16 protein-coding genes are annotated in these 15,765 nt (G+C 34.8%); 2 read left to right on the top strand and 14 right to left on the bottom strand.

From position 1 onward, the window contains the following. Positions 1-2 precede the first annotated feature (2 nt). The 12 genes from rimO to recR form a co-directional block, all read right to left on the bottom strand. Positions 3-1,310, bottom strand: coding sequence for a 30S ribosomal protein S12 methylthiotransferase RimO (gene rimO / locus ACZ5CF_RS10815; protein ID WP_464579420.1), 1,308 nt, complete (start codon positions 1,308-1,310; stop codon positions 3-5). A gap of 53 nt (positions 1,311-1,363) precedes the next feature. Then, complete coding sequence (locus ACZ5CF_RS10820; RefSeq protein WP_464579421.1) at positions 1,364-3,013, bottom strand: amidase family protein; 1,650 nt, start codon at positions 3,011-3,013, stop codon at positions 1,364-1,366. A 45-nt stretch (positions 3,014-3,058) separates the two neighbouring features. Further along, entirely contained in the window at positions 3,059-4,012 is a 954-nt protein-coding gene (ftsY, locus tag ACZ5CF_RS10825) for a signal recognition particle-docking protein FtsY (RefSeq protein ID WP_464579422.1), read from the bottom strand. 215 nt (positions 4,013-4,227) lie between these two features. Beyond that, a complete protein-coding gene (locus ACZ5CF_RS10830; RefSeq protein ID WP_464579424.1) occupies positions 4,228-4,380 on the bottom strand; it encodes a DUF4295 domain-containing protein in 153 nt (50 codons plus the stop codon). A 45-nt stretch (positions 4,381-4,425) separates the two neighbouring features. After that, positions 4,426-4,608 carry a 50S ribosomal protein L33 gene (gene rpmG, locus ACZ5CF_RS10835; RefSeq protein ID WP_464579425.1) on the bottom strand — a complete coding sequence of 61 codons (183 nt, stop codon included), beginning with the start codon at positions 4,606-4,608 and terminating at the stop codon, positions 4,426-4,428. Positions 4,609-4,628: 20 nt separating this feature from the next. Then, entirely contained in the window at positions 4,629-4,865 is a 237-nt protein-coding gene (rpmB, locus tag ACZ5CF_RS10840; RefSeq protein ID WP_464579426.1) for a 50S ribosomal protein L28, read from the bottom strand. A 74-nt stretch (positions 4,866-4,939) separates the two neighbouring features. Then, positions 4,940-6,187, bottom strand: a complete 1,248-nt coding sequence (locus tag ACZ5CF_RS10845; protein WP_464579427.1) for a competence/damage-inducible protein A — start codon at positions 6,185-6,187, stop codon at positions 4,940-4,942. Then, positions 6,188-6,526: an Hpt domain-containing protein gene (locus tag ACZ5CF_RS10850; protein ID WP_464579429.1), complete on the bottom strand. Its 339-nt coding sequence runs from the start codon at positions 6,524-6,526 to the stop codon at positions 6,188-6,190. Continuing rightward, a complete protein-coding gene (locus tag ACZ5CF_RS10855; RefSeq protein ID WP_464579430.1) occupies positions 6,526-7,137 on the bottom strand; it encodes a fumarylacetoacetate hydrolase family protein in 612 nt (203 codons plus the stop codon). The genes ACZ5CF_RS10850 and ACZ5CF_RS10855 overlap by 1 nt, the downstream gene beginning before the upstream one ends. Continuing rightward, positions 7,134-7,916 carry an exonuclease domain-containing protein gene (locus ACZ5CF_RS10860; protein WP_464579432.1) on the bottom strand — a complete coding sequence of 261 codons (783 nt, stop codon included), beginning with the start codon at positions 7,914-7,916 and terminating at the stop codon, positions 7,134-7,136. The genes ACZ5CF_RS10855 and ACZ5CF_RS10860 overlap by 4 nt, the downstream gene beginning before the upstream one ends. Positions 7,917-8,043: 127 nt before the next feature. Continuing rightward, a complete protein-coding gene (locus ACZ5CF_RS10865) occupies positions 8,044-9,375 on the bottom strand; it encodes a dihydrolipoamide acetyltransferase family protein (RefSeq protein ID WP_464579433.1) in 1,332 nt (443 codons plus the stop codon). 93 nt (positions 9,376-9,468) lie between these two features. Then, entirely contained in the window at positions 9,469-10,089 is a 621-nt protein-coding gene (recR, locus tag ACZ5CF_RS10870) for a recombination mediator RecR (RefSeq protein WP_464579436.1), read from the bottom strand. Between the two features lie 85 nt (positions 10,090-10,174). Between recR and ACZ5CF_RS10875 the strand changes: the two genes are divergently transcribed. After that, on the top strand, positions 10,175-11,638 hold the full coding sequence (locus ACZ5CF_RS10875; protein ID WP_464579437.1) for a sodium:solute symporter: 1,464 nt from the start codon (positions 10,175-10,177) through the stop codon (positions 11,636-11,638). On the opposite strand, the gene ACZ5CF_RS10880 is transcribed toward ACZ5CF_RS10875, so the two are convergent. Next, positions 11,609-11,968 (bottom strand): CoA-binding protein, encoded by a 360-nt coding sequence (locus tag ACZ5CF_RS10880; protein WP_464579438.1) that lies wholly within the window; start codon positions 11,966-11,968, stop codon positions 11,609-11,611. The two genes, ACZ5CF_RS10875 and ACZ5CF_RS10880, sit on opposite strands and share 30 nt — an antisense overlap. Before the next feature lie 119 nt (positions 11,969-12,087). Between ACZ5CF_RS10880 and ACZ5CF_RS10885 the strand changes: the two genes are divergently transcribed. Further along, positions 12,088-14,487: a TonB-dependent receptor gene (locus tag ACZ5CF_RS10885; protein WP_464579439.1), complete on the top strand. Its 2,400-nt coding sequence runs from the start codon at positions 12,088-12,090 to the stop codon at positions 14,485-14,487. Positions 14,488-14,599: 112 nt separating this feature from the next. On the opposite strand, the gene ACZ5CF_RS10890 is transcribed toward ACZ5CF_RS10885, so the two are convergent. Next, positions 14,600-15,610 carry a 3-oxoacyl-ACP synthase III family protein gene (locus tag ACZ5CF_RS10890; protein ID WP_464579440.1) on the bottom strand — a complete coding sequence of 337 codons (1,011 nt, stop codon included), beginning with the start codon at positions 15,608-15,610 and terminating at the stop codon, positions 14,600-14,602. Positions 15,611-15,765: the final 155 nt, after the last annotated feature.

The raw sequence follows: 15,765 nt of genomic DNA on the forward strand, positions 1-15,765 counted from the left end.
ATCTATTTTTTTACAGGCTCTCCGTACAAATCAAACTCTGTAGCATCTGTTATTGTAACATTGGTAAATTCGCCAATTTTAACATAGTGTTTTGTAGCATCTATAAGTACTTCGTTATCTACATCAGGCGAATCAAACTCAGTTCTACCAATAAAGTAATTACCTTCTTTTCTGTCTATCATACATTTAAACACCTTGCCTATTTTTTCTTGATTGAGTTCCCATGATATCTGACTCTGAATTTCCATTATTTCATTAGCTCTTTGTTGCTTCACGTCTTCAGGAACATCATCTTTTAACGTGTAGGCATGTGTGTTTTCTTCATGACTATATGTAAAACAACCAAGGCGCTCAAATCGCATCTCTTTTACCCAGTCTTTGAGCGTGTTAAAATCTTCTTCAGTTTCACCCGGATAACCAACAATAAGCGTAGTCCTGATTGCCATTCCGGGTACAGCCTCTCTGAACTGTTGTAAAAGTTTAGTGGTTTTGGCCTTGGTGGTACCTCTGCGCATACTTTTTAAAATTGAATCTGAAATATGCTGCAGAGGAATATCTAAATAGTTACAAATTTTAGGTTCATTACGCATCACTTCAAGAACATCCATAGGAAATCCTGTGGGAAATGCATAATGAAGTCTAATCCACTCTATGCCTTCTACTTTTACAAGCTGCCTAAGTAAATCTGCAAGTTTTCGTTCTTTATATAAATCTAAACCGTAATAGGTTAAATCTTGCGCTATTAAAATTAACTCTTTTACACCTTGGGCAGCAAGTTTTTTTGCCTCTTCAACCAAATGCTCTATAGGAGTACTTTTATGTTTGCCTCGCATTAACGGAATAGCACAAAAAGAGCAAGGCCTGTCGCAACCTTCTGCAATTTTTAAATAGGCATAATTTTTAGGAGTTGTTGTTAAGCGCTCTCCTATAAGTTCATGTTTGTAATCTGCTCCTAATGCTTTAAGTAAAATAGGAAGGTCTGATGTACCAAAGTATTGGTCTACATCCGGAATCTCTTTTTCTAAATCGGGTTTATAACGTTCACTCAAACATCCTGTAACAAAAACCTTATCAACTACACCCGCTTCTTTTTTTTGTACGTATTCTAAAATAGTATTAACACTTTCTTCTTTTGCATTATTAATAAATCCGCAAGTATTAATAACTACAATATTACCTTCTTCTTCGTGTACTACCTCTTTGTTATTTGCCTTTAGTTGCCCCATTAACACCTCACTATCATACAAGTTTTTAGAGCATCCTAAAGTAACTACATTTATCTTGTTCTTTTTTAAAGATTTAGTTCTCATTTTAACACATTAGGGCTGCAAAGATAGTACTTTATAACTTAGTTTTCTTTGCATTAATTGTATAAAACAGGTGGTTTTCTTGCTTTTGTAAGTTGTTCAAAAGCATACCCTAATTGCAACAATTTATCTTCTTTGAAAGGTTTTCCTATAAAAGTTAAATTAACCGGCTCTCCTGTGGTTTTAAAACCCATTGGTACGGTTAAGCACGGATACTTTGCTACTGCAGCAAGCCCCGCATGGTAATTATTTATAGTTAATACGGCGTCTAAACTGTGCTCTTGCATGGGTTTTGAAAAGAATCGTTTCCCTTTATTGTGTAATGAGTCTTTTATAATACCAAGCGTTTTAATTGAGGTGGTATCTGCTACAATTCCATCAAAAAGTTCTTGATTGTAAGGCATTCTATTTAATGAATCTTGAATATTAAACGCTATAACATCTTTTACAGATTTTACTTTTACACTTGTATCGGCATGATTTAATAAATAATTAGGTAAATCGTGCTTCATATCTATGTTCAAGAGCGTTAAAAAACCTTGTAAAGATTCTCTTTTAGGATTAATTATAACTATCTCTGCCCCTGCTTCTTTAATTTTATTAACATTCATAGCATACAATGAATCGGTAAGCAAGCTCTCTAAAACACCTAAACGTTTTCCTTTTAAAGTGCCTTGCAACGTAATATTAGTATAGTTTATAGAATTGGGAGCACTATTTGTGGCGCTATCTTCTGAGTCTTTACCAAGTAATGCCTGCAACAAAATTGCATTGTCTGTAACCGTTTTGGTCATAGGCCCGGGGGTATCTAATGTACTCGAAATAGGCACTATTCCTGTTCTACTAAGTAGCCCGATGGTTGGTTTAAGTCCTACAACTGAATTTTGCCCTGATGGCGATAAAATAGATCCCGCTGTTTCAGTACCAATAGCTGCAACAGCATAATTAGCAGCAACAGCTACACCACTACCTGAACTTGATCCTCCTGTTTCAAAAACCTTTCTTCCATAAGGATTAAGCGTTTGGCCACCCATAGCGCTATAGCCTACCGGACACCCACTACAAAAGTAATAGGCCCACTCACTTAAATTTACCTTTCCGAGAATTACAGCACCATTATCTTTAAGTTTTTTTACAATAAAAGCGTCTTCTGTGTTTTTATTATCTTTTAAAACATATGCCCCTGCTGTAGTAGGCATACCGGCTGTATTAATGTTGTCTTTTAGCAAAATAGGCATTCCGTAAAGCGAATTAAGAGTATTCTTAGGGCGGTTCTTGTCTAACTCACGTGCTTGCGCAACAGCATTAGGATTTAAAGCAATTATAGCATTTAGTGAAAGCTTGTTATTGCTCTCAAATTTTCGCATTCGGTATAAATAAAATAGGGTAAGTTTTTCGTAGGTTAACGTACCTTCTGTAACCATTTGTTGTAGCTCCGGAATAGATTTTTCTAAAACCAGTGGTTTTAACTTATTGTAATCTTCTTCAGAAAAGTAACGCAATTCTTTATTAGCAATTTCAAAAACTACATTCTTATCTAAAAAAGGAGATTGTATACGCTTAAAGCGCATTCTAGGTAATTTATGCTCTTGTTGTTGTTTTATTTCGGTCGATTCATCGTAGTTTGAAAAAACTACCGGAGGTTGTTCTTGCTTACAAGATAAGAGTAAAAAAAAGAAACAAAAAAAAGCAAATAGAGTTCTCATGAGTTAACTATTTGCTTTTAAAGATATAAAATTGTTTGCTGTTAATTATTTAAAAAACGAATCTACAAATTCATACTTATTAAACACTTGCAAATCATCTATACCTTCACCTACTCCAATATATTTTACCGGAATTTTAAACTGGTCTGATATTCCTATAACAACTCCGCCTTTTGCTGTACCATCTAATTTGGTAACAGCAAGTGAGGTAACCTCGGTTGCTTTGGTAAACTGTTTGGCTTGCTCGAAAGCGTTTTGACCGGTAGAGCCGTCTAACACTAACAATACATCGTGTGGTGCATCAGGCACAACTTTCTGCATAACGCGCTTAACTTTAGTGAGCTCGTTCATTAAGTTTACTTTATTGTGTAATCTTCCGGCAGTGTCTATTATAACAACATCGGCTTGTTGTGAGACGGCAGATTTTAAAGTATCAAAAGCTACCGATGCAGGATCACTTCCCATGTTTTGTTTTACTATAGGCACTTGTACTCTATCTGCCCATACCTGTAACTGATCTATAGCTGCAGCTCTAAAAGTATCTGCTGCTCCTAATACAACTTTTTTTCCTTGTTTTTTAAATTGATGCGCCAGCTTACCTATAGTAGTTGTTTTACCAACTCCGTTTACACCAACTACCATCATTACGTAAGGTTTTTTATTTTCAGGAACAACAAAATCTGTTTCTTCGCCTACATTTGTTTCAGATAAAAGAGCTGCAATTTCTTCTCTTAAAATGGTATTAAGCTCATCGGTTCCTAAATACTTATCGCGCGCAACACGTGCCTCTATGCGCTCTATTATTTTTAGTGTTGTATTTACACCTACATCACTCGTTACAAGAACCTCTTCTAAATTATCTAATACCTCATCGTCTACTTTAGATTTTCCGGCTACAGCTTTACCAAGTTTTGTAAAAAAGCTGTTTTTAGATTTTTCTAATCCTTTATCTAAAGTTTCTTTTTTCTCTGATGAAAATATTTTTTTAAAAAAACTCATAGGTTATCATTGTTTTGCGTTAGGGGTTGAGGCTTTGTTGAAGCTCTTTGCACAGAGTGCAAAAGCGACTGCCGAAAACCCGACCATTACAAAGTAATGGGAACGCCCAAATAGTTATTAAGGGCAAGCAAAAATACAGTAAATATGTGATTTTTAAACATAAAAAAAGCTACTTCTGTGTAGAAGTAGCTTTTAAGTATAGTGATGTTGTGAACTTATTTTTTACTTAGCCAATCGTTTACTAATTCTGGAGCCATAACAGACTCTACAAAGGTATACGCCCCTGTTTTAGGAGACTTTACCATTTTAATGGCTTTAGTTAATCTTTTTGAACTTGTTTGTAAAGTTGCTACCGTTTTCTTTGCCATGACTTAATGCTTTATTTTGATCGTTTCACCAAATAGTGAAAACAATTACTTAATTTCTTTATGAACTGTAACTTTCTTTAAGATAGGATTATACTTTTTAAGTTCTAATCTATCTGGTGTGTTCTTCTTGTTCTTAGTTGTAATATAACGTGATGTACCCGGCATCCCTGAATCTTTGTGCTCGGTACACTCTAAAATAACCTGAACTCTGTTACCTTTTTTTGCCATTTTCTTTGTTTTTTACCGGATTACTTAATCAATCCTTTTGCTCTTGCTTCTTTAATTACTGCAGTAATACCTTTTTTGTTGATAGTTTTTATTGCTGCAGCAGATACTTTTAGGGTTATCCAACGATCTTCTTCTGGAAGATAAAAACGCTTTTTAGTAAGATTGGCGTTGAATTTACGCTTAGTCTTATTCATGGCATGAGATACGTTGTTCCCTACCATTGCCTTCTTTCCCGTAAGTTCACAAACTCTTGACATTTCTATAATTGTTTTGTTGTTTAAAAACAGGGTGCAAATTAACGAATTTTTTATCGGACAGGCAAAAAACTTTTTTAGAAATTTAAAATTTCTTGTTGCAACATTTCTAATGCCTTATTTACAGCTTTGTTTACCACTTTTATACGGTGGTTTCCCATATTAAATTTTTGAGCATATACTTTTTGAGGTGTTGCTATACCAATAAATACTGTGCCTACTTCTGCCTCTGAGTCTCCTTTGGTAGGACCGGCATTCCCGGTTGTAGCAATTGCAAAATCTGTATTAAATAATTTTTTTGCGTTCTCTGCCATTGCTTTAGCTACCGGCTCACTAACAACAGAGTGTTCTTTAATTACAGTTTGGCTAACTTTTAATATATCAACCTTTGTTTGGGTTGCATAGGTTACAACACCTCCTTTAAAATATGCTGAAGCTCCCGGTACAGATGTAATTTTTTCTGCCAATAACCCTCCGGTGCAACTTTCTGCAACAGCTACCGTTTTGCCTTTATCTGCAAGCATTTTACCTATTATGGCTTCTATGGGATTATCATTTTCAAACCCATAAATTATATCGCCAATAAGTGGTTGTAGCTTTTTTATTTGATTGTTAACCTCTTCTTCTAGTTTTTCTTTATTATTTCCTTTTGCAGATAACCGTAATCTTACTTTCCCTAGATTGGGTAAATAGGCTAACTTTATATGTTCGGGCAGGTTGTTTTCCCAGTTTTCTATTTTCTGAGCAATTGCACTTTCTCCTAAACCGTATGTTAATATTGTTTTGTGCAGAATGTAGGGCCTTTTAAACCGTTTTTGAAGTCGTTTTAAAACCTCGTTCTCTACCAGGGCTTTCATCTCAAAAGGAACACCGGGTAAAAACACAAAAACAGTATCATTAAAATCTACCCACATTCCGGGAGCTGTCCCATAATAATTCATTAACACCTCTGCTTTAGAAGGTACTAAAGCTTGGTTTCTGTTTAAATCTGATATTGGGGTAGAAATATATTTTTTAAAAAGAGCTTCTACATTTGCTAAAACAGCTTTATTCAAAACCAATGTGTCGTTAAAATATTCGCAAATAGTGTGTTTAGTAACATCATCTTTTGTGGGCCCTAAACCACCGGTTACAATTACCAAATTTGCTCTGGATTGAGCTTCTGATAATGCTTGTAAAATATGCTCTCTTTGGTCTTGAATTGAAGTTATTTGTTGAACAGATATACCAATTTTATTAAGAGCTTTACCAAGGTAAGCCGAATTGGTGTCTACAATCTGTCCAATAAGAATTTCATCGCCAATGGTGATGATTTCTGCTTGCATTTACAACTTATAATTTTCTTTTAATTGAGCAATACATGCTGTAATTGACTCTTCTATTTTTGGGTATAATGATTTTATACGACTTAAATTTTTATCGTTTTTAGCCTCGGTTTCTATAGCTAAAATTTGAGCCGTAGTTTCATCCATACCCAGCAAATCTACATTTGGTTTAATCTTATGAGCATGTTGGTATATTGCATCATAAGCCTCAACCTCTATAGCTAATTTAAGATGTGATAAGTCTTGGGGTGTTTCTTCTACAAATACAGTAAGAATAGAGGTGATAAAATCTTGGTCACCTCCTGAAAGTTCGTTTAGTTTGTCTAAAGTGTATATCATTATTTTACAGTAACTGAAAACATTTTTTGGGTTTCTAAATATCCTTCAAGCACATCGTTTGGAGCTACTTTGCCTACTCCGGCTGGAGTTCCGGTAAAAATAACATCGCCGGTTTTTAGGGTAAAGTAGGTTGATATATACGAGATTAACTCGTCTATTTTCCAAAGCATAAGTGCTGTATTTCCGTTTTGTACAACTTTTTTGTTTTGGGTTAGTTGAAATGTAACGTTATTAATATCTTTTATATTGTCTTTACTTATCCAATCTCCAATTACAGCCGAGCCGTTAAATGCTTTTGCCTTTTCCCAGGGCAACCCTTTTTGTTTTAGTTTAGTTTGAAGGTCTCTTGCTGTAAAATCTATTCCTAAGCTTATTTGATTATAGTATTTATGTGCAAACTCCGGCGCTATGTATTTACCAACTCTGTTAATTTTAACTAAAACCTCTACTTCGTAATGAATATCATTTGAAAACTCAGGAATAAAAAATGATTCTCCTCCAGGCAAAATTGCAGAATCCGGTTTCATAAAAATTACCGGGCTTTCTGGTTTTTCGTTTTCTAACTCTTCTATATGTGCAGCATAATTTCTGCCAACACAGATTATTTTCATTGCTTGGTTTCGTTTGTGTTTAGTTTTCTAAGCTTTATATTGGTTAAAACTTTTTTGGTATATAACGGAAAATCTGCATTAAGGAGCCACCCAAAATATCCGGGTTCTTGTTCTAAAACGTCTTCTACCTTTTTGCCTTTGTGCTTACCAAATGAAAAAACTTCATCTCCTTTATCATTGTAAATAATAAACCCGGCAAAATCTACCGATTTTTTTCTTGACGTGAATTCTGCCAAGAAATTCATATCGTTCTCAAGCTCATTGTATTTTTCCAGCTGAGCTTTTAAAACCTCATAAGTTGCATTTGTATCTGCTTCTGCGCTGTGGGCATTATTTAAGTCTTTATCACAATAAAATTTGTAGGCTGCTTCTAAGGTTCGCTTTTCCATTTTATGAAAAACTGTTTGCACATCTATAGCCAACCTATTTTTCATATCAAAATCAACTTCGGCTCGAAGCATTTCTTCGGCTAACAACGGTATATCAAATCTATTAGAGTTATAGCCGGCCAAATCACTGTCTTTTATCATTGTGTGTACTTGCTTGGCTATTTCTTTAAAAGTTGGTTGGTTAGCAACTTTCTCATTGGTTATACCGTGCACTGCTGTAGCCTGAGGAGGAATGGGCATTTCTGGATTTACAAGCCATGTTTTGCTTTCTTTATTACCGTTAGGATGTATTTTTAAAACAGAAATTTCTACGATACGATCTTTGGCTACATCTGTACCAGTAGTTTCTAAATCAAAAAAGCAAATTGGTCTTGTTAATTTTAACTCCATTCAAAATATTTTTTACAAATATAAGTATCGGTTTAGGTTTATTTAGGGCATTTTAACGAATAATTATAATTAAAAAAAGCCGTTTAATCACGGCTTTTTTATAGGTTTCTTATTACCAATAAATTAGTTAGATTTCTCTGTTAATATCCCAAGCCTCTAAGTACTCTGCAACACGTTTTACAAACATTCCTCCAAGGGCTCCGTTTACTACTCTGTGATCGTAGCTGTGAGACAAGAACATTTTATGACGAACACCTATAAAGTCTCCTTCCGGAGTCTCTATTACAGAAGGCACTTTCCTGATAGCTCCTAAAGCCAAAATACCAACTTGAGGTTGATTTATTATTGGTGTTCCAAATACACTACCAAATGTTCCTACGTTAGTTACGGTGTAAGTCCCTCCTTGTATCTCGTCTGGTTTTAGTTGATTATTTCTAGCTCTATTTGCCAAATCATTAACTGCTTTAGCCATGCCAACTAAGTTTAGCTGATCGGCATTTTTAATTACCGGAACAATTAAATTGCCATCCGGTAAAGCAGCTGCCATACCAAGATTTATATTTTTCTTTTTTATAATGTTATCTCCGTCTACAGAGATATTCATCATCGGATAATCTTTTAAAGCTTTGGCTACAGCTTCCATAAAAATTGGAGTAAAGGTTAACTTCTCTCCCTCTCTCTTATAAAACGCATCTTTAACCTTATTTCTCCATTTTACAATGTTGGTTACATCTACTTCTACAAAACTTTGTACATGCGCAGAAGTATCTACACTTTCACGCATGTGATGCGCAATTAATTTGCCCATTCTAGACATAGGCACAACCTCGTCTGTAGCACTTATACTTACTTGCGCTGCTCTAGGTTGAGTTTTAGCTGCCGGTGCAGGAGCAGCTTTTGGTGTTTCTTGTACAGTAGTTGCAGTTTGTTTAGGCGCTTGTTTTCTCTGCTCTACATACGCTAAAATATCGTTTTTAGTAACGCGCCCATCTTTACCTGTACCTTGTATTTGCTCTAACTCTTGTAATGATATGCCTTCTTCTTTAGCTATATTTTTTACTAAAGGAGAATAAAAACGTTCAGACTCGCTAAAATCTGTTTGAGGTGCTGCTACTGTTTCTTTTGCTTGCGTAACGGCTTGCTCTACCTGAGCTACTACTTCTTCTTGAACCGGTGCTGAGCTGGCTACAGTTTCTGTTCCGTTGGATTGAACATCGGCTTCGGTCTCTATAATAGCAAGTGTTTCTCCTACTTTAACTACATCATCTACTTCAAAAAACTTTTCGACCAAAACACCCTCAACTTCACTGGGTACCTCAGAATCTACCTTATCTGTAGCTATTTCAAGTACCGCTTCGTCCATCTCTATAGTGTCTCCAACTTCTTTTAGCCATGACGTAATGGTGGCTTCTGCCACACTCTCTCCCATTTTCGGTAATTTCAATTCAAACTTTGCCATATTCTTAATTTGAAGGTGCTTTATTAGTTACAGTTTGCGAAATTAATTAAAAAAAAGCTATTTTATTGTCTTTTTTTTAAGCAAAAACAGTGTTTAAGAGTTTCTTAATGAGCTCTCAAAAGGAATTCTGTTAACAATACTTCTTCCTAAAGTTATCTCGTCTGCATATTCTAGTTCATCTCCTACCGATATTCCTCTTGCAATTGTAGAAACCTTTACATTATATTGCTCTATTTGCTTATAAATATAAAAGTTGGTTGTGTCTCCTTCCATGGTAGAACTTAATGCAAAAATCAGCTCTTTTATCTGACCTTGTTTTACCTTAGTTACCAGCGATGCTATTTGTAAATTTTGAGGCCCAACACCATCTATCGGGCTAATTTTACCTCCCAGAACATGGTATAAACCTTTAAATTGCGAGGTGTTTTCTATGGCCATTACATCTCTAACATCTTCTACAACACAAACCAAACTTTTGTCTCTTTGTGGGTTTGCGCAAATTTCACAAACCTCAACGTCTGATATGTTATGACAACTCTTACAATACTTAATTGTTTCTCTAAGCTTACTTAAAGCTTGCGTAAGTTGAGCGGTTTGTGATTGTGGTTGCTTTAATAAATGAAGTACCAAACGCAATGCTGTTCGTTTACCTATTCCTGGTAATTGCGCCATTTCATTAACAGCATTCTCTAACAATTTTGATGAAAACTCCATGCCACAAAAGTACAATATTTGTTAGTTAATAAAACAGCATTTTTTACAGTTAATATTTTTGTATTTTGGCATTAAATTTTACTGTATGACCGCTACTCAAATTCTGCTGTTAATAGCCATTTACTTTGGCGTACTTATTTTAATTTCTTACCTAACCGGAAAAAACGACAGTAACGATACCTTTTTTAAAGCTGGCAAACAATCTCCTTGGTATGTTGTTGCTTTCGGAATGATTGGTGCATCATTAAGTGGTGTTACTTTTATATCTGTACCCGGTTGGGTAGATGGATCACAATTTAGCTACATGCAAGTTGTGTTTGGTTATTTAATTGGATATTTTGTGGTAGCCTATGTTTTAATGCCTATTTATTACCAATTAAATGTTACCTCTATTTATGAATATTTAAAAGAACGTTTTGGGGTGGTTAGCCATAAAACCGGAGCATTTTTCTTCTTTATATCTAGAGTTTTAGGTGCTTCATTCAGGTTGTTTTTAGTTGCCATTGTTTTGCAGCAATTTGTTTTTGATGCTTGGGGCGTACCATTTGAAGTTACCGTTGTACTCTCTATTTTACTTATCTGGATTTATACTTTTAGAGGCGGTATTAAAACCATTGTGTGGACAGACACTTTGCAAACTCTTTTTATGGTTTTGGCTGTTTGCCTTTCTATTTATTTTATTACTGCAGAATTAGGCTGGACATTTGGTGATTTTCTTGCATCAGATGAGCTAAAAAAATACAGCAAAACTTTTTTTACCGATGATTTTTTTGCAAAAAACCATTTTGTCAAATCTTTTTTAGGCGGGATGTTTATAACCATTTGTATGACCGGGCTTGACCAAGATATGATGCAAAAAAATCTAACCTGCAAAAACCTTAAAGATGCTCAAAAAAACATGGTTTGGTTTAGCATTGTGTTAGTGGGTGTTACCTTTTTATTCTTACTCTTAGGTGCATTACTGTTTATTTATGCCTCTAAAAATAATATTGCTATACCATTAATGGATGGTGCTCCTAAAACCGATTTGCTTTTTCCAGAAATTGCATTAAATAGTGGGCTTAACATTACACTTGCCATTACTTTTATGTTAGGGTTAATTGCTGCTGCTTACAGTAGTGCAGATAGTGCATTAACCTCATTAACAACCTCTTTTTGTGTAGATTTTTTAAACATTAATGCTAAACCCGAAAACCGTCAAAAACGCATTAGAAAAATTACACACGTTGCAATGAGTATATTACTTATTGTTGTTATAATAATTTTTAAATATGTATTAAACCGAAATGTAATAGACAGCCTACTTACTGTTGCAACATACACATACGGACCGCTATTGGGCTTATTTGCTTTTGGGATTTTTACTAATTATAAAATTAAAGACAAGTATGTATGGTTAGTAGCGCTCTCTAGCGTTGTAATCGTTACAATATTGGGTAATATTCCACCCGAAAAACTAGGAGGTTATGTTATTGGCTACGAATTATTGCCGTTTAATGGTTTGCTTACTTTTTTAGGATTAATATTGATTCGTGCTAAGAAGAACTAAAGTACAAGCAACCTCAACAAAAACACCTTTCTCTTGCAGTATTTGGTAAAATTCCGGGTTTTCGGTTCCCGGATTAAAAATTACACGCTTTGGTTTTAATGAAAGTATGTAGCTGTAGTATTGTTTTTGAATTTGTGGTCTTACATATAAAGTAACCGTGTGAATATTGTTGTACGGAACGAGTCCTGTGTGTATGGTAATATCATTGATTTTTCCTGGTTTATTTCCGAAGGCAACAACCTCATGTCCGGCATCTGCTAATCTATTCGCTACCAGATTACTATACCTTTCTTTGTTAGTTGAAGCACCAAAAACCAATGTTTTCTTCATGTGTTAAAGAGTGTTAAATGTTGTTAAAAAAAGTAACAGAATAGCCCCCTGCTCGTCCATTGATTGTAAACCTGACACAAGGTACTATTAAATCATCAATCAAAAAAACAAACTAACTCATGAGAAAATTAATCACTTTATTTGTGCTTTTTGCTTGCATTTTAGTAACTGCACAACCAGCACCCAACGAACCTGCAAACAACCCAATTAAAATTGGAACTGTTAAAGGAAAAGTAATCGACAAAAAACTTCAGCAGCCCATTCCGTTTGCAACTATTGTTATAAAATCTAAAAAAGATGGCGCTACACTAACCGGAACCATAACAGACGACTCTGGTAACTTTACGGTAGAAGATGTTGAAACCGGAAACTTAATTTTTCAAGTACAATTTATTGGCTACAAAACGTACGCTCAAGATATTATTATCTCACGTTCTAACAGAGTAGTTAATGTTGGCACCATTGCTTTAGAAGAAGAAACTACTGCATTAGAAGGTGTAGAAGTAGTTGCAGAACGTTCTACAATTGAGCAAAAAGTAGATAGAAAGGTAATTAACGTTGGTAAAGATTTAACCACAACAGGTGCTACAGCATCAGAAATCATGAACAATATACCTTCTGTAAATGTAGATAGCCAAAGCGGAGAAATTAGTTTAAGAGGAAACCAAAACGTTCGAGTATTGGTAGATGGTAAACCTACAAACGTTCCGGCTGCTCAGTTATTAAAACAAATTCCGTCAACTTCTATAAAAAGTATTGAGCTCATAACCAACCCTTCTGCAAAATACAACCCGGAAGGTATGAGTGGTATTATAAATATTGTGCTTCATAAAAACACAAATATTGGGTTTAACGGTAATGTAAATTTAGGGCTTAATGTAGATATTAATGCCAGGTTTAACAGCTCTATAGATATGAATTACCGTCACGGAAAAATAAACGTTTACGGTAATTATGGTAACAATATTGGTAAGAATGATAACTGGGGATTTGTTAACAGAACAGATAACAACACACTTCAATTATTTGAGTTTGACAACAACAACAAATCTCATTTGTTTAAAGTAGGATTAGATTACTACATAGATGATAAAAACACTATTTCTTTTTACACCAATCAGAATATATACGATGGTAAAGGTTTTGGTACTACAGATATTATTTATAACGATGGTAACCAACCTAACTTCGGACAAGTTTTTAACAATGGTCTAGACAATATAACATCTACTTATAACCTTGCCTACAAACATGATTTTAACAAAGAAGGGCATAATATTAGTTTAGAAGCAGATTACAGTGATTTTTCTAGTGATGAATTTGCCAACTTTAATTTTACAGACAGTAGCGCCAATTATATAGACATTGTAGATAACAAAAGAAGCAATACTACCATTAATTTAGATTATGTTAACCCGTTAGACGAGAAAACTAAATTAGAACTGGGTGCTGAGTTGCGTTTGCGTAGAACCGATAACATGTACGATACAACCAGTGAGAATTTAAACGACTCAGAATACAGCTACGACAGAGATATTTACTCTCTTTACGCAACATTCGGAAAATCGTTCGAAAAGTGGTCGTACCAAATTGGAGCTCGTATAGAACAATATGAAGTTAAGGCTCATTTTGAGCAAGTTGGAGAACCTGATGCAGACTTTACAGATGAGCAGTTTAGCATTTATCCATCGGCATTTATTGTGTATAATCCGAGCGAAAAAAACACCTATCAACTAAGCTTTAGCCGTAGAGTAGATCGCCCGGGATTAGGTCAAATTAACCCAATAAGAGAGTGGAGTACACCATTAATTACATCGGTTGGTAATCCGGAATTGTTACAACAGTTTACCAACTCAATAGAAGTTAATTACACCAGAAGATTAAAGGCCGGAAGCATTACGGCAGGTGTGTTTTACCGTGATATTAAAGACGAAATTAACAGAGCATTATATGTAGACCCAGAAGATCCAACAGGAGATAGATTAATACTAACGTTTGATAATTTTGATGGGAATTCTGCTTACGGAGTTGAAGTTTCAAGTAACTACAGACCAACAAAATGGTGGAATTTTAATGCAAGTTTTGACTTGTATTCTCAAACTCAAAACGGGATTATAGATTTACAACCTGTAGAGGTAGATAACGTAACCTATAACTTTAGAATGAATAATAATTTTAAAGCCACTAAAAACCTTACGTTCTCTATTTTTGGTTTTTATAGAGGTCCTAACAAAGGATTACAATTTAACCCGGAAGAAATGTACTTTGTAAATGCAGGCGCTCGTTATTCTTTCTTAAACAGAAAAGCAACATTTAGTATAAACTTCAATGATATATTTAATACGATGCAATTTGCTTTTGAAGGTGTAAGACCATATCCGCAAAATGGTGCATTTAACTGGGAAAGCAATTCTGTTTATGTTGGGTTATCATACAGATTTGGTGGAGGTAAATACCGTGCCATGAGCAGAAAACGAAGAGATAATGACGAAAAATCCGGTGGAGGAGGAATTTTCTAAAACTTATTAATAGCTACACGATTTTCTTTTTATAGTTGATGGTTAGTGTTACGTGTAAGTTATTAATAAATAAGCCCGGCAAAAGCCGGGCTTAGCTTTTAAATAAAATAAATTACCATTTAATAATTGCGCTACCCCAAGTAAAACCACTACCAAAAGCAGCTAAAACAACTGTATCTCCTTCTTTTACTTTGCCTTCTTCCCAAGCTTCTGTTAATGCAATTGGTATAGAGGCTGCAGTGGTATTACCATACTTCATTATGTTGTTAAAAACTTGGTCGTCTCTTAGCCCGAATTTCTTTTGAATAAATTGCGATATTCTAAGGTTTGCCTGATGCGGAATCAGCATATCTATATCTTCTTTGCTTAAGTTGTTTGCGTGCAGCCCTTCCATAATAACTTCACTAAAACGTACTACAGCGTTTTTAAAAACAAACTGCCCATTCATGTACGGAAAATAGCTTTCATCATTTGGGTCATTGTCCTTTAAAATGTCATTAACCCAACGTTTACCCATTCCTGGAGCTATTAACGCAAGTTCTTCGGCATGCTCTCCTTGAGAGTGTAAATGTGTAGATAGAATACCTTTAGAGGTGTCTTCTTCTCTAGTTAATACAGCAGCACCGGCACCATCACCAAAAATCACCGATACTCCTCTACCTCTTGTTGTTTTATCTAAACCGTGTGAATGCAGCTCACTACCAATTACTAAAACATTCTTATACATTCCGGTTTTTATAAACTGGTCTGCAACCGATATCCCGTAAACAAAACCTGAGCATTGATTTCTAATATCTAAGGCTCCAACTGTTTTAATATCTAATGCCTTTTGCACTTGAACTCCGGGGCCGGGAAAGTAATAATCCGGGCTTAGCGTTGCAAATACAATAAAATCAATATCGCTTTTATCTATTCCTGCACGTTCTATTGCAATTTTTGCAGCCTTAACGCCCATTACAGATGTAGTATCTTCACTACCGGGCTTTACCCAACGACGCTCCTTAATTCCTGTACGTTCTTGAATCCACTCATCGCTGGTATCCATGAGTTTAGTTAAATCGTTGTTAGTTACAACATTATCCGGCACATAATACCCTAGTCCTATAATTTTTGAATTATACATAATATTGTGGGTTTAATTTTTATAAATTCTTAAAAAGCAAGGCTGCAAAATAAAAATATAGTAACAAAATATACGCAATCTTTTTATAAAAATCTGAATTGCCGTATTTTTAAGTACTCATACAGAGTTTAAAAAATTAAACACCTTTTTAATTA

The organism is Lutaonella thermophila (assembly GCF_055387725.1).

What these genes read in the sequence shown, in the direction of transcription:
- rimO (WP_464579420.1), bottom strand. Translation starts at nt 1,310, where the DNA reads ATGAGAACTAAATCTTTAAAAAAGAACAAGATAAATGTAGTTACTTTA.
- ACZ5CF_RS10820 (WP_464579421.1), bottom strand. Translation starts at nt 3,013, where the DNA reads ATGAGAACTCTATTTGCTTTTTTTTGTTTCTTTTTTTTACTCTTATCT.
- ftsY (WP_464579422.1), bottom strand. Translation starts at nt 4,012, where the DNA reads ATGAGTTTTTTTAAAAAAATATTTTCATCAGAGAAAAAAGAAACTTTA.
- ACZ5CF_RS10830 (WP_464579424.1), bottom strand. Translation starts at nt 4,380, where the DNA reads ATGGCAAAGAAAACGGTAGCAACTTTACAAACAAGTTCAAAAAGATTA.
- rpmG (WP_464579425.1), bottom strand. Translation starts at nt 4,608, where the DNA reads ATGGCAAAAAAAGGTAACAGAGTTCAGGTTATTTTAGAGTGTACCGAG.
- rpmB (WP_464579426.1), bottom strand. Translation starts at nt 4,865, where the DNA reads ATGTCAAGAGTTTGTGAACTTACGGGAAAGAAGGCAATGGTAGGGAAC.
- ACZ5CF_RS10845 (WP_464579427.1), bottom strand. Translation starts at nt 6,187, where the DNA reads ATGCAAGCAGAAATCATCACCATTGGCGATGAAATTCTTATTGGACAG.
- ACZ5CF_RS10850 (WP_464579429.1), bottom strand. Translation starts at nt 6,526, where the DNA reads ATGATATACACTTTAGACAAACTAAACGAACTTTCAGGAGGTGACCAA.
- ACZ5CF_RS10855 (WP_464579430.1), bottom strand. Translation starts at nt 7,137, where the DNA reads ATGAAAATAATCTGTGTTGGCAGAAATTATGCTGCACATATAGAAGAG.
- ACZ5CF_RS10860 (WP_464579432.1), bottom strand. Translation starts at nt 7,916, where the DNA reads ATGGAGTTAAAATTAACAAGACCAATTTGCTTTTTTGATTTAGAAACT.
- ACZ5CF_RS10865 (WP_464579433.1), bottom strand. Translation starts at nt 9,375, where the DNA reads ATGGCAAAGTTTGAATTGAAATTACCGAAAATGGGAGAGAGTGTGGCA.
- recR (WP_464579436.1), bottom strand. Translation starts at nt 10,089, where the DNA reads ATGGAGTTTTCATCAAAATTGTTAGAGAATGCTGTTAATGAAATGGCG.
- ACZ5CF_RS10875 (WP_464579437.1), top strand. Translation starts at nt 10,175, where the DNA reads ATGACCGCTACTCAAATTCTGCTGTTAATAGCCATTTACTTTGGCGTA.
- ACZ5CF_RS10880 (WP_464579438.1), bottom strand. Translation starts at nt 11,968, where the DNA reads ATGAAGAAAACATTGGTTTTTGGTGCTTCAACTAACAAAGAAAGGTAT.
- ACZ5CF_RS10885 (WP_464579439.1), top strand. Translation starts at nt 12,088, where the DNA reads ATGAGAAAATTAATCACTTTATTTGTGCTTTTTGCTTGCATTTTAGTA.
- ACZ5CF_RS10890 (WP_464579440.1), bottom strand. Translation starts at nt 15,610, where the DNA reads ATGTATAATTCAAAAATTATAGGACTAGGGTATTATGTGCCGGATAAT.